11 protein-coding genes and 2 pseudogenes are annotated in these 13,004 nt (G+C 57.2%); 5 read left to right on the forward strand and 8 right to left on the reverse strand.

What is annotated here, in order from left to right:
* Window positions 1-235: 235 nt before the first annotated feature.
* Window positions 236-1,081: a helix-turn-helix transcriptional regulator gene (locus tag QDY28_RS14375; RefSeq protein WP_331382361.1), complete on the reverse strand. Its 846-nt coding sequence runs from the start codon at window positions 1,079-1,081 to the stop codon at window positions 236-238.
* 182 nt (window positions 1,082-1,263) lie between these two features.
* Between QDY28_RS14375 and QDY28_RS14380 the strand changes: the two are divergent.
* A pseudogene (locus QDY28_RS14380) lies at window positions 1,264-1,653 on the forward strand (DMT family transporter); the annotation flags it as partial.
* Between the two features lie 48 nt (window positions 1,654-1,701).
* Complete coding sequence (locus QDY28_RS14385; RefSeq protein ID WP_331382392.1) at window positions 1,702-2,199, forward strand: DMT family transporter; 498 nt, start codon at window positions 1,702-1,704, stop codon at window positions 2,197-2,199.
* Window positions 2,200-2,369: 170 nt separating this feature from the next.
* Here QDY28_RS14385 and QDY28_RS14390 read toward each other — a convergent pair whose 3' ends face one another.
* The 6 genes and pseudogenes from QDY28_RS14390 to QDY28_RS14415 form a co-directional block, all read right to left on the reverse strand.
* Entirely contained in the window at window positions 2,370-2,621 is a 252-nt protein-coding gene (locus QDY28_RS14390) for an Atu4866 domain-containing protein (protein ID WP_331382362.1), read from the reverse strand.
* Window positions 2,622-2,681: 60 nt separating this feature from the next.
* Window positions 2,682-3,029: pseudogene (locus QDY28_RS14395) on the reverse strand (SDR family oxidoreductase); the annotation flags it as partial.
* Window positions 3,030-3,187: 158 nt separating this feature from the next.
* A complete protein-coding gene (locus tag QDY28_RS14400) occupies window positions 3,188-3,523 on the reverse strand; it encodes a hypothetical protein (RefSeq protein ID WP_331382363.1) in 336 nt (111 codons plus the stop codon).
* A gap of 111 nt (window positions 3,524-3,634) precedes the next feature.
* Window positions 3,635-4,561: a hypothetical protein gene (locus tag QDY28_RS14405; protein ID WP_442967519.1), complete on the reverse strand. Its 927-nt coding sequence runs from the start codon at window positions 4,559-4,561 to the stop codon at window positions 3,635-3,637.
* A 50-nt stretch (window positions 4,562-4,611) separates the two neighbouring features.
* Complete coding sequence (locus tag QDY28_RS14410) at window positions 4,612-5,187, reverse strand: alpha-ketoglutarate-dependent dioxygenase AlkB (protein ID WP_331382394.1); 576 nt, start codon at window positions 5,185-5,187, stop codon at window positions 4,612-4,614.
* Window positions 5,188-5,336: 149 nt separating this feature from the next.
* Entirely contained in the window at window positions 5,337-6,890 is a 1,554-nt protein-coding gene (locus tag QDY28_RS14415) for a trimethylamine methyltransferase family protein (protein ID WP_442967520.1), read from the reverse strand.
* Between the two features lie 81 nt (window positions 6,891-6,971).
* Here QDY28_RS14415 and QDY28_RS14420 point away from each other — a divergent pair, with 81 nt between their 5' ends.
* From QDY28_RS14420 to QDY28_RS14430, 3 genes are all read left to right on the forward strand, one after another.
* Window positions 6,972-7,925 carry a LysR substrate-binding domain-containing protein gene (locus QDY28_RS14420; RefSeq protein ID WP_331382365.1) on the forward strand — a complete coding sequence of 318 codons (954 nt, stop codon included), beginning with the start codon at window positions 6,972-6,974 and terminating at the stop codon, window positions 7,923-7,925.
* Between the two features lie 205 nt (window positions 7,926-8,130).
* Window positions 8,131-10,251, forward strand: a complete 2,121-nt coding sequence (locus QDY28_RS14425; RefSeq protein WP_331382366.1) for a carboxy terminal-processing peptidase — start codon at window positions 8,131-8,133, stop codon at window positions 10,249-10,251.
* Between the two features lie 271 nt (window positions 10,252-10,522).
* A complete protein-coding gene (locus tag QDY28_RS14430) occupies window positions 10,523-12,781 on the forward strand; it encodes a bifunctional diguanylate cyclase/phosphodiesterase (RefSeq protein WP_331382367.1) in 2,259 nt (752 codons plus the stop codon).
* Window positions 12,782-12,819: 38 nt separating this feature from the next.
* Here the strand turns inward: QDY28_RS14430 and QDY28_RS14435 are convergent, their stop codons facing one another.
* Window positions 12,820-12,993, reverse strand: coding sequence for a 3-keto-5-aminohexanoate cleavage protein (locus QDY28_RS14435; RefSeq protein ID WP_331382395.1), 174 nt, complete (start codon window positions 12,991-12,993; stop codon window positions 12,820-12,822).
* Between the last annotated feature and the right edge of the window lie 11 nt (window positions 12,994-13,004).

The raw sequence follows: 13,004 nt of genomic DNA on the forward strand, positions 1-13,004 counted from the left end.
AATCCTCCGTAAAGCGAGATGGAAAGGAGACGCGTCGGAAACCTGCGTCTCCGGCTCTCCGGCCCCCTTTGGGCTGCCGGTGAACATCGATTTGGTTTGTGCTTTTTTCAGATTCAAGACGGTGTCCAAAAATTTTTTCACAACCGGCAAGGGGGACATCTGAGGCCTCCTGGCACTGGTCACCGTCCCGCGATTTCCGATGTGTGAATGGCTCGCAACGCTTGGATCGGAGGACTTATCGTGTCTTACGCCACTCGCCAGGCGTAACTCCGCATTCCGCCTTGAAGGCCTTGGTAAAATGACTTTGAGACGCAAAGCCGCAAGCCAAGGCAACATCGGCGAGCGTGAGATTGTCATGGCGCAGAAGCTGCTTGGCGCGCTGCCGCCGCCTTTCCATGAGGTAGCGGTGCGGAGAAACGCCAAAGCTCACGCGAAACATCTTCGCAAAATGGAACTTGCTCAGACGTGCTTCCGAGGCCAGTTGATCCAATGTCAGTGGAAGCTCGAGGCTCGCCTCGATGAAATCACATATCCGGCGCCGCACACGCGGTGACAGGCCGCCATGGTCGATTTGGCTTCTTACATCCCCAACATGACGTTTGATGATGTGATGGATCAGCAGGTGGCAGGCAGAGTCCAGAGCCAGCCGATCGCTCCTGTCGCCCCAGTCAAACGGCAATACCCCGCCACCCATAATCATCGCAATTGAAGGATCATCCAGGAAAGTCAGATCCTTGAGTTCGAAAGCGCCTTGCCTGATACCAAAACAATCGAGAGCTTGATGCTCAATGATCGTCGGGGCGATATAGAGATGCAGCATCCGAACGGGCGCGCCGACACTCCATCGGCTCAGATGTCCCGCGGGCAGGAGGCAAATCTTACCCGGGGCACCACCCGAGAGCTTCCTGTCCTCCCGCACCACCTTGTCGCCGCCGGACAGATATAGGCTCAAAGTGTGATGATCGGGCCACTCATAGTCGGTGGGATAACCGTCATTTTTCCAAACGGCCAATGAGAGCCCATGGGAAAGGGAACCCGCCCGCTCAAGGTAGGCGCCGGTCCCGGTAAGGGCCTCACTCACGCTGGAATTATTCCGCCACATGCATAACCGTTCTTTGGCGATGCAAATCCGTGTTCTATGATTTGCGCGGGTGAGCCCCAGAAATACCCAAGATCTTATAACATCGAGCCAAGATCGTGAAAGACCGACTCCTCGTGACGTTGGAAATGGAGGTTCCAGCAGTCTTCAGGAGAAAGTCGGCAATGACCGCGTTCTATTACATCTTGACCGTCTTCATTTGGGGAACAACCTGGATCGCCATCAAGCACCAGGTCGGCATCGTATCGGTCGAGGCATCGATCACCTACAGATTCGCACTTGCGAGCGTCATTTTGATTTGTGTCCTCCTTGCGAGGCGGAAGCTGCAGCGGATCCCGCTTCGGCAGCAGCCCTACCTCCTGTTACAGGCGCTATGCCTCTTCTCGTGCAATTTCATATGCCTGTATATCGCAAGTATTTATATCCCGAGCGGAATTGTCTCCGTCGTGTTTTCCTCCGCAACCATATTCAATATTCTAAACGCCTTCGCCTTCTACGGCCGCAGGCCAGCCAAAAACATTCTGGCGGGCGCCATCTTCGGAGTTGCCGGCATCACGATCCTGTTCTGGGGTAGCATCGCAAATGCAGCGATGAACAGGGATATGATCATCGGGCTGTTTCTGGCGTTGTTGGGTACCTGGTTTTTCTCCGTTGGAAACCTCGTCTCGGCCCGCAATCAGAAACAGGGTTTGCCGACCGCCTCCGTCAATGCCTGGGCGATGCTATATGGCGCAATCATCGTTTCGACATTTGCGCTGCTCCGCGGAGCCTCGTTCACCCTTGATCTGTCACCGGTCTATTTGATTTCTCTGCTGTATTTGGCAATCGGCGGCTCAGTCATCGGCTTTACTGCATATCTTACAGTGTTGCATTGGGTCGGACCGGAGAAAGCGGCCTATATGACCGTGCTATTTCCCGTCGTCGCGCTGACGATTTCCGTGTTTCTGGAGGCATATGTACCGACGCCTATGATTGGTGTCGGTCTCGCATTCGTTCTATGCGGAAATCTGCTTGTCCTCAAAAGAAGACCGCCAAAATCGATGGAGACGGTTTTCGAGATCAACCCCCCTGCTGCAACTCATCCGCCAGGAAATCGATAAGGGCTCGAACGCGATGACTGGCCGCGGTGCCATTCGTGACCGCATACAGATTGGCGCTCTCCGGCAGGAATCTTTCGAGCGCCGTCACCAATCCATCGGATGCCAACTCCACGCGGACATCCAAACGGGGCGCCGGCAGGGTGATATAGCCCGCCGGCGCACCTGCTATTCTACCGCTCGCGATGGAGTATCATTCCGGCGTGATGCAGCACGCCATCGACGAAGTCACCATCGGCAGTGAAGCCCGTATCATCCCAGTATTCGATATGCTGCCCGGTCACCTCGTACCGGCCCCGATAAGCGCTCTTCCGATTTCCCCGCGCTTCGTCGTACCGGCCGTTCGGCAACAGTTCATGACGGATATGTCCGTCGGCGGTCACCCAAGTGCCAACGAAGGGATGCATTTCACTCGTGCGATTCATATCGTCCTCGCAAAAGCGCCGCAAACTACGGGACTGCCCCGACATGAAGGCGGGCGCGCATCAATGCGCCGCCTGCGTTGGACGCACGACGATTTCATTCACGTCGACGTCTTCCGGCTGCTCGATCGCGAACCGAACTGCCCGTCCGATGGCCTCCGGCCGAAGCGCTATGGCGCGGTAGGTCTTCATCGCCTCGGCTGCAGCGGGATCGGTAATCGAATCGGCAAGCTCGCTTTCGACCACGCCGGGATGGATGCAGGTCACACGGATGTCGCTCCGCTCCTGACGCAATCCGTCCGAAATGGCCCGCACCGCGAATTTTGTCGCGCAATAGACGGCAGCCGTCGGTGACACCGAAAGCGCTCCCACCGAAGCGAGATTGATGATGTGGCCCGAGCCGCGCGCTGTCTCTTTTATCTCTACTATCCGAACCGCCGCAACATGGCAGTGAAACTCCGCGCGTTCATCGATCACGTGAAACGATTTAATACCGGGTAACGGATTTGGCGCACCTGCCCTGCAGACTGTCGCCCGCGAGATCGGCGGTTTTTAGAGCTGCTTACGCGTTATTGCAGTTTGAGCTTAACAGCCGTTCCGTCGATGAGATCGGCTTTCGCAATTCCCATTAAAATATAGCCTTCGTAGGCAACGGGCCTCGGATGCGGCCAGTCCTTATATGCGGTGGCTTCAACGACTGCTCGGCCTGGAGCGTAGATCTCGGCACGAAGCTCTTTTCCAATGGGAAGGTCCGACCTTCCTTCCAAGATTACAGTCGTTCCAAATTTGCTATTGATCGAAAAAAATCCCAACACCCTTCGCATTTTGTCCTCGAGAATTTCACAACCTGCTTTTGCATTTGGTGGTAACAGTCTCGCAGAAAAGTTTAGATCGAAATTGTTCAACAACGATTTCTCTAAAAGCGTGCATTTGAACCAATCCCCTCTCGGTGTGACGTTTTTGACCAATTTTCCTCGATGCCGAAGGCGCCTGAGCGCTGGACCGACGTTTGGGGATCAAGCGCCGAGGCGATGCGGCGGCGAGTCTGATGGCTTTCGCCGCCGCTCCAGTGCGCGGGCAGCTTTCCTTGCCACACGCAATTCCTCAAGTGTGGGCTGTGCCCAGAGGGCGCCGCTGTCGCTAGTCTGTGAACCCTGCCGCGACGGCCAGGTTTTTAAGAGTTCATCGAAAGTGGCCGGGCGCCAGCGTCCCCAGATATAATCGTCATCCGGCGGAACGCCGCCGTAGAGGGCACGAAGGGCTTCCGGCTCAACGAGTTCCCCGTCAAAGCCGGTGAAGACGACGATGCCGTAGCTTTGTGTCATCACGGGCCGGCCAAGGGGCGGAAGTTCATCCGGTAGCAAAGGATAGCGCCGGCGGCGCCGTTCGGCTGCACGGGCACGCGATGCCCGCTCTTGCTCTGATCCACGTCTTTCCGCCTGCCGCTTCCTGCGCTCCTCAGGTTCGTTGCGCTTGGCGGCAGCCTCGATCCGGTCCCAGCATCGACGCAAATCTTCGTAAGATCGGTAGGGAATGATCCAGACCCGATTGTCCGCATCCCACGAGGCAAATGGTACGTCCCGCATCTCATCGACGACCGTATGGGAATAAGGCGTTTTCACCTCCAGGCGATCGTCGCGCACGAGGAGATAGTTCGAAAAAATCGGGTCGAAAGCATAGGCGTCACGGCCCTTGATATCGGCATAGGCATCCGCGGCAGCAGCCTCGCGCTCCAACCAACGGTCGAAACGCCGCGCTGCCGTCTTTCCGGGCACGAACCAAGCTTTGAGATCGTCACTCCAGCGGGCACGTGGAAAGCTTTTGCGGAACCGTTCGACCGTCATACGATCATAGGGAAAGGTCGCCGCCGCGCCCACCCAATCATCCCCTTTGGTGTGGTTCTCTTCGCCGCTCTTCATGTTCGTCGTGCTGCAATGGTCCATTTAACTATGAACGCCTCGGCATTGGTTACGGTTCAGGAAACCGCGCTTCGTCAGCCGATTTCCCGGAAGGTAATCGAGTAGCGAAGCTGCTCCACGGGTGGGATCGAATGCTCCCATTCGCTCCGGGCCGCGCCCGACAGCACGTAGATGGAACCCGGCTCGGCAATCAGTGAGGCGCGCTCCCACTTTGCGCCGGCACGGCGCCTCAGTCTGAAGACGCATGGCGAGAGCAGCGAAATGCCGACCACTCTGCCGAACACTCTTTTATCTTTATGCCAGCCGATCGGCGCACCAGGCGCATATTCCGTGATCAGCGCCTGCTGCAGCCTGTCGGGCTGAATATGAGCGAACGTTGCCGCAATATCGCGGACCGGGAAAAGAAAGGAGGGTATGTCGTTGATACGCGCCACCCGCTCCGTATCGAAATCATACTTCCAGCCATAGGAGACGACCCGCCGCTTGCCCTCGAAACCATGAAAGTCGAACGGCTTCAGCGGCAGTTGCCTGACCTCGCGAAGCAGGTCCGACTGCATAGCTTCCGGAACGACATCGGGTTGGTAGCGGAATCCTTCGGGCAGTCGTCGCTCCGCTTCAGCAAACAAATCTCCCTGCCGCGACATGCTCATGATCAGTTCCTCGCGGCGCATCCGTGGATGGCAGGCATTTGGCGGCAGCGGTGCAATCTTCTGCCACCATTTCTCTGATCGCAATTAGGACGCCTTCGAACGAATGCAACAAGGGCCTTCATAAGGCTTCCCTGTCCGCACCTTTCCTTTCAGTACCAGCCATCGGCCATCGACGACTTGCGTCTGTTTACAAAGTCACGAAGGGCCTCATCAAGGGCGCTGTCGAGAGGTGGGGCTTCGTAGTCTTCGAGCGTCCTTTTCCACTGGCGATTGGCGCGGGTCGCAATATCGGTCGATCCGCCCTCCTCGCTCCACTTCTCGAAAGGCTCGTTGTCCGACAACGTCGTTTGCCAGAAGGCGGTCTGGTAGTTTCGCATCGTATGGGCGGAGCCAAGGAAATGGCTGCCGGGGCCCACTTCTTCGAACGCGTCGAAGGCCAGCGTGTTGTCGTCCACCGTGACGCCAGCGAGATAGGAATGGAGCGCTCCGCAGAAATCCGCGTCCATCACGAATTTTTCATAGGACATGGACAGCAGACCATCAAGGAAGCCGGCCGAATGCAGGATGAAGTTCGCGCCGCAGTGGATGGCCGACAGCATGGACATCAGCCCTTCCTGCATGGCCTGGCCGTCCGGCAGTTTGGCGTTGGAGAAGTTGCCCGCACACCGCAGAGGCAGCTTCAGCCGCCGCGCGAGCTGCCCGATGACCATCGAGCCAATGGCGGGCTCGGGGGTGCCGAAGGTGGGGGATCCCGACCGCAGCGACATTGAAGACAAGAAGTTGCCGAAGATGACCGGCGCGCCCTTGCGCTCGAGCTGTGTCAGCGCGCAGCCGGCGAGCGTTTCGGCATAGGACTGGGCGATGGCGCCCGCATTCGTGACAGGCCCCATGGCGCCACCGAGGATGAATGGCACGATAACGGCGGCCTGGTTAGCGCGGGCGTAGGCCCGCAGCGACTTCGTCATGGTGCCGTCCCAGACTAGGGGAGAGTTCACATTGACATTGCCGAGGATGACGCAATTCTGGTCGACGAAGTCAGCGCCGAAAAGGATCCGTGTCATCTCGATGGAATCCTCGGCCCGCTCCTCCGCCGTCACCGACCCCATGAACGCGCGGTCGGAATATTTGATGTGGCTGTAGACCATATCGAGGTGACGCTTGTTCACCGGCACGTCCACCGGCTCGCAGATCGTGCCGCCGGAATGATGCAGCCACGGGCTTGCCTGAGCGAGCTTGATGAAATTGCGAAAGTCTTCGATGGTGCCGTAGCGGCGGCCTTTGTCGAGGTCCATGACGAAAGGCGAACCGTAGGCTGGCGAGAAGACCACGTTGCCTGCCCCGATTTGCACGCTGTTCGCTGGATTGCGGGCGTGCTGGGTGAAGACACTCGGGGCAGAAGAGACAATCTCACGAAGCATTCCTGGTTCGAAGCGAACGCGCACGCCGTCCACCTTGGCCCCAGCCTTCTTCCAGTGTTCGACGGCAGCCGGGTCGTCGCGAAACTCTATTCCGATTTCCGCCAGGATACGGTCCGCCGTTCGCTCGATCTTTTGCAGGTTCTCTTCAGACAGAATGTCATAGGCCGGGATGTTGCGGACGATATAGGGAACGTGAAGCTTTTCCGCGCCATCGCGCCGGGCGGATCGCCCACTTCGTCCACGTCTGTCAACTCTCTCTTCAATTGCCGCCTCGGTCATTTCCACCTCCATAATCCAAGGAGAGGCTAAACGACTTTGGCGCTTTGTAACGCTGGAAAAAACTTGGCCTTTGTATAAGCTCCATTTATGGAAACTTTCAGAAGACTTTTGCCGTCCGCCTCCAGCCTGATAATTTTCGAGGCAGCGGGAAGGCATCAGAATTTTAGTCGGGCCGCCGAAGAACTCGGAATGACCCAGGCTGCGGTCTCGTTTGCCGTGCGGAAGCTTGAAGACCAGCTCGGCGTACCCCTCTTTCATCGCGAGCATCGCAGTGTCGAATTGACCGAGGTGGGCGAGCGTTTCCATGCGGATGTCACCGTCGGTCTTTCGCGCATCCACAAATCTGCAGAGGACATTCGAACGAAAGGCCGGGAATTCAACGTCACTCTGGCAGCCTCGACCGCATTCGGTTCCATGTGGATGCTGCCGCGTCTGACCCGTTTCCGTGCCGACCTGCCGGACATCGATCTGCGCATCCAAACCAGCATGCGAGACCTCGATCTGGACGAGGAGCCCATCCCGCTCGGCGTTCGTGGCGGCGATTCGGCAAGCTGGCCGCGCTACCACTCCGTCATGCTTGCGCCGGAAGTTGTCTTTCCCGTCGCAAGCGCCGGCTTCGTGGAACGGCGCGGTCTTCCCGAGCGGCCAGAAGACCTCCTGACGTTACCTCTCATTCATCTGGAAGAACCCGTCAGAGTTGCGTGCGATTGGTCGGAGTGGTTTGCAAGTGCGGGAGTGCGATATTCCGCTCAAGCGCGGCGGCTGGCGATCAACGACTATGTGCTCGTCATACAGGCCGTTCTGGCAGGCGAAGGCGTGGCTCTCGGCTGGCAGCATCTTATCGAGGAGCAGATCCGATCGAGAGCGCTGGTTCCCGTGGGCGGGCATGTTCTTCACACCAACGCGGCTTTCCACGTCGTCTGGCCACGATCGAGAGAACTCAATGCCCAAGCAAGGCGCGTGCGTGACTGGCTGGTCGAAGAAGGGCGACGCAGCCGTCAGGAAGAGCAGGTTCTCAACAGCGCCCGGCCGGTTGGGTAGATCGGCTCCCGTGATTCTGCTGCAGAAGCGGCAGACTGAGAATCCACGCCTGAATCAGCGATCGGTGACCTACCGAAATCCATGTCCGGGAGTCTGTGAAACGCGCTTTTAGACCGAGCATGTTCGTTTATTGCCAAAAAACCATAATTGTTCCACGAACATCACACATTAAAGACTCAACGTTGACAATTTGGATCGAAGCTTAATGCGTATACGACACGGTTTCCTGTGGGTGTTCCTGGCAATTGCCCCTTCGGCATATGCGCTGGAAACCGGCTCACCACCCGTTTTGGCGCCGCTACAGCAGCAGGCGCAAGCGGCTCATCTGAGCGCGCAATTTCTGACCCGTTTCCACTATAAGCCCGTTCCACTTGATGATGCCTTGTCGGCCAAGATCATGAACCGGTTTATCAAATCTCTGGATCCGGATCGTGTCCTCTTCCTTCAGGCCGATATCGACAAGTTCATGGCGAACAGCGCCAAGATCGACGACGCCATCAATCAGGAAGACTTGCAGATTCCATTTTCGATTTTCAACGTTTATGAGCAGCGGGTCGTCGATCGCATGAGTTATGCGCGCAGTCTGCTCAACCAGAAGATCGACTTCAGCGTTCAGGAAGACTATCCTCTCGTCCGCGACAATGAGCCCTGGCCGCAATCCGAAGCGGAAAGCAATGACTTGTGGCGCAAGCGCGTCAAGAACGACTGGCTGCGTTTGAAGCTTGCTGGCAAAGACGATGCCGCCATTCGCGACACGCTCGACAAACGCTACGAAAATTCCCTGGAACGCGCCTATAAGTACAAGAGCGATGATGTTTTCCAAACGTTCATGGACGCCTATACGACATCGATAGACCCGCATACCGACTATTTCGGCGCCGCCGCTTCGGCTGAATTCGATATTTCAATGAAGCTCTCGCTGGTTGGTATCGGCGCAGTGCTGCAGGAACGGGATGATTATACAACGATCCGCGAGCTGGTGGCTGGCGGCCCGGCACAACTGTCCGGCAAGCTTGCCGTCGGGGATCGCATCACCGGCGTCGGTCAGGGTGCGGACGGCCCGATAAAGGAAGTGGTCGGTACACGCCTCGACGAAATCGTGCAGATGATACGCGGGGCAAAGGGTTCGGTCGTGCGCCTGGACATCTTGCCGGCGGACGCCGGACCGGATGGCAAGCATCACATCATCAGCCTGGTGCGCGACAAGATCAGCCTCGACAAACAGGCGGCCAAGAAGACGATCCTGCCGGTAAAGGATGGCGATGCCACGCGCAAGATCGGCGTGATTACGCTGCCCGCCTTCTACGAGGACTTCGAAGCACGGCGAAAGGGCGACAAGGATTACCGAAGCGCCAGCCGCGACGTTGCCAAACTCCTCGGCGAACTGAAGCAGGACAAGGTCGACGGCGTCCTGATTGACCTGCGCGACAATGGCGGCGGTTCATTGTCCGAGGCGATCGATATGACTGGCCTGTTTGTTGGCAAGGGTCCGGTCGTTCAGCAGCGCAATGCAGATGGCGACGTGGAGGTGGCGAAAGACGATCTCTCGGCTCCCGTATGGGCTGGTCCCGTCAGCGTGCTGATCAATCGCGGCTCCGCGTCAGCTTCGGAGATTTTTGCCGCGGCAATACAGGACTACGGCCGAGGCGTGATCGTCGGCGAACCGAGTTTCGGCAAAGGTACCGTGCAGACCGTGGTCAATCTCGATCAGGTGGCTCATAACCTCAAACCAAAATTCGGCGAGCTGAAAGTAACCATCGCTCAGTTCTTCCGGGTGAATGGCGGCACGACGCAGCTACGCGGCGTGGTGCCCGATATCAGCCTGCCGGGTCTTTCGGATCTCAAGACCTTTGGCGAGTCGAGTTTCGACAACGCTCTGCCTTGGACCCAAGTCAAACCCGCAAACTACAAACCTTCGGGTGACATAAAGGCGCTTCTACCTGAGCTGCAAAGCCGCCATGATGCCCGGGTGCAGGACAATCCGGATTTCCAACGCTTTATGGCGGACGTTGCAGACTTGAAGGCGCAGCGCGACAAACGGGTTGTCTCCCTCAATGAGACGCAGCGTCGCAACGAACTGATTGCCCAGGCAAATCGTCACAAATCGGGCGACAAAATCAACGATGGGGTGAACGCTGGTGACGACGATGGCCTGCAGGCAAACGAGCGCAGCCTGAGTGCGGATATTGCCATTGAAAATGCGCGCAAGAACGTCAAGGACGTCTTGCTGAACGAGGCCGCCTCTATTCTTGCCGATGAGGCTGATCTGCAGAAAGGTGTGCTGAAGACCGCGATACAACAATCGGGAAACGCTGACGGAAAGTAGTAATTCCGGGCGGCAAAACCAACGTGCTCGTCGCAGCTACGCACCGGCAGTCCTCGTCGCTGCCGGTAAGGCGGCGACCGGGATTCGGCCAGCACGGCATCGACCGGAGCCGAACCGACACCTGCGGAACCGATTGCTTTCGATCCTGCCATCTCGGTTTCGCAGGCGATTTTCGCTGCGGAGCTCCAAGCTTGAGCAGAGAAAATCGGCTTAGCGTTGCTTTAAAGAAACTGTGCAAGGATGCCCGCCTGTTCTCTATACCGGCAACCTGATGAAGTTTCGAAGAAAACCAAAAATATTAGGCGGGTTCGCGAGCTCTGCGATAGGGCACACCAGCGCATTTGCTCCAGCAATATTTGCGGCAACTATTGCAGTAATCGTCGTCTATGTTGCAACGAACTGGCGGCTGGAGCGGTCGCTGGCCAATGAACGGGCAATCGTTGCCGGTGAGCTTGCCACCATATCATCTCGGCTTCAGACAAATCTCAATAGTAACGTGAAGCTTTTGCAAGGCCTGGCGGCCGGAATTGCAGTCAATCCGAAGATGGAGCAGGACGCTTTTTCCAAACTTGCCGCACAGATTTTGCAGCCCGATTCACAATTGCGAAGCTTCGCTGCCGCCCCCGGCATGGTGGTCAAGTGGGTCTACCCTGAAAAAGGAAACGAAAAGGCAGTAGGGCTCGACTATCGAACGAACGAAAAGCAACGGGACAGCGCGATGCTGGCGCGCAACACCCACAATATCGTTCTGACCGGCCCCGTTGAACTTGTCCAGGGTGGAACTGCTTTCCTGGTCAGATGCCCAGTTTATGTCAATGACGGAACAAGCCAGGTCTTTTGGGGCCTTCTTTCGGGAGTGGTAGACATACCAAGGCTCTACCAAGATAGCGGCCTTGGATCGACCGACCTTGAGATCGCCATCAGCACGGTACCGGAGCCGAGCTTGACCAAACAGGTTTTTCTCGGCGGCCTGGAAACCTTTTCGAAGCGGCCCGTCGTGGCATCGGTCGATATGACTTATGGCCGATGGACCCTCGGCGCGCTGCCCAAGGGCGGATGGGGTCAAAATAAAGGCATTGCCACTTTTGAACTCTATGCCTGCCTTTTGTCATTTTGCGTCGTTGCACCGATTGTCTGGGTTGGCGTTCTGACCAAATCACGCCAGAAAACCATCGAGAAGCTTCGCCTTCACAAGAAAAAGCTCGTCCGGGCACGGCAAAGGCTGGAGTACCTGTCGCTGCACGACGCACTGACGGGGCTCCCTAACAGACGATTTGTTGACCAGATGATCTCGCAACCCTCGAGACCCGGCCCAGAGGATTGTCTGATACTCATCCATATCGATCTCGATCGATTTAAGGAGATCAACGACACGAAAGGGCACGCCGGAGGCGACGCAGTCCTGCAGACAACGGCTTCGCGTCTTGCCAATCTGGCCGGCCCGAATGACGTAGCGGCCCGGATCGGCGGAGATGAGTTCATCTTCGCGAGCTGGAGCAACACTCCCGAGTCCAAAGCAAACACATTGGCCCAACAGATTGTCGCCACGCTCGAGCAACCCCTCTTCATTGATGGTTCGGAATGCGTTGTCGGTGCAAGCGTTGGCGTCGCCTGGGAAACTGAATGTGCGCGCGGGCGGGACCTCAGCCAATTGCTTCTAAACGCCGATTTGGCGCTGTACGAGGCAAAGCAGACGGGCCGCGGCCGGGCTGCTATCTTCACCGAAGAGCTTCGCAGCGCCGCCATCCATTCGAAAGAATTGGCAAACGAATTCAATCATGCGCTCGATCGCGATGAACTCGTTGCATTCTTCCAGCCGCAGTTTAACGCGAACACCTTGGAAATTGCCGGCGTCGAGACGCTTGCCCGCTGGGATCATCCGCGAAAAGGTCTGCTCGGCCCGGATAAATTCCTTGCCGTCGCCGAAAATCTGGGACGTTCCGGCGACATGGACAGGCTGATCCTGCAAAAGGCGTTGTTCGAGCTTACGAGATGGGACAGCCTGGGAATGCACATCCCGCGCGTCTCCGTAAATATCTCGGCGCGGCGGCTCGCGCAGACAAATCTGCTTGCCGAGCTGGCGGCACTTCCCTTGGCGAGGGGCCGACTGTGTTTCGAACTGCTTGAGACCATCTCGTTCGACGATTTCCAACCTGTTCTCAATGAGATAATTCCCGCAATCAAAGAGCTGGGCATTGAAATCGAGATCGATGATTTCGGCACCGGGCATGCCAGCATCGTTAGTTTGCTCAGATTCGAGCCAAGAAGGCTGAAGATCGATCGGGAAATCATCAACCCGATCGTCACGTCTCCGTCTCAACGCCGTCTCGTCTCCTCGATTATCGAAATCGGCCGCTCACAAAACATCGACATCGTTGCCGAGGGCGTGGAGACGATGGAGCATGCGAAGATCCTGAAAGATCTTGGCTGCCATTTGCTGCAGGGCTATGCCCTGGCACGACCAATGACCTCGCAGCAGTTGATCGAATTTTGCCGTGCGAAGGATAAGGAACTTTCGGAGACTGGCTAAGAGCAACGCCTTGCTCCCGGCCGCACTTCACGCAGCCGCTATGGCCGGAGCTCCAAACATTGAAGGGCTGACACCGTGTCGCGCACCAGATCGGCGTCCGACGAAGCCAAACTGCCGTTTACCGTGAAAAGATTGTTCTCGAAACCGACACGTATGTGCCCTCCCAAGGGCCGGATCCGACTGATGGTAGTGGCGATCTTGTCATCTGCGATCGCCGCTTGCT

The sequence above is a fragment of the Rhizobium sp. BR 362 genome (genome assembly GCF_036528765.1).
Lineage (GTDB): Bacteria > Pseudomonadota > Alphaproteobacteria > Rhizobiales > Rhizobiaceae > Rhizobium.

What these genes read in the sequence shown, in the direction of transcription:
- QDY28_RS14385 (WP_331382392.1), top strand. Translation starts at nt 1,702, where the DNA reads ATGATCATCGGGCTGTTTCTGGCGTTGTTGGGTACCTGGTTTTTCTCC.
- QDY28_RS14390 (WP_331382362.1), bottom strand. Translation starts at nt 2,621, where the DNA reads ATGAATCGCACGAGTGAAATGCATCCCTTCGTTGGCACTTGGGTGACC.
- QDY28_RS14405 (WP_442967519.1), bottom strand. Translation starts at nt 4,561, where the DNA reads ATGGACCATTGCAGCACGACGAACATGAAGAGCGGCGAAGAGAACCAC.
- QDY28_RS14410 (WP_331382394.1), bottom strand. Translation starts at nt 5,187, where the DNA reads ATGAGCATGTCGCGGCAGGGAGATTTGTTTGCTGAAGCGGAGCGACGA.
- QDY28_RS14420 (WP_331382365.1), top strand. Translation starts at nt 6,972, where the DNA reads ATGGAAACTTTCAGAAGACTTTTGCCGTCCGCCTCCAGCCTGATAATT.
- QDY28_RS14425 (WP_331382366.1), top strand. Translation starts at nt 8,131, where the DNA reads ATGCGTATACGACACGGTTTCCTGTGGGTGTTCCTGGCAATTGCCCCT.
- QDY28_RS14430 (WP_331382367.1), top strand. Translation starts at nt 10,523, where the DNA reads ATGAAGTTTCGAAGAAAACCAAAAATATTAGGCGGGTTCGCGAGCTCT.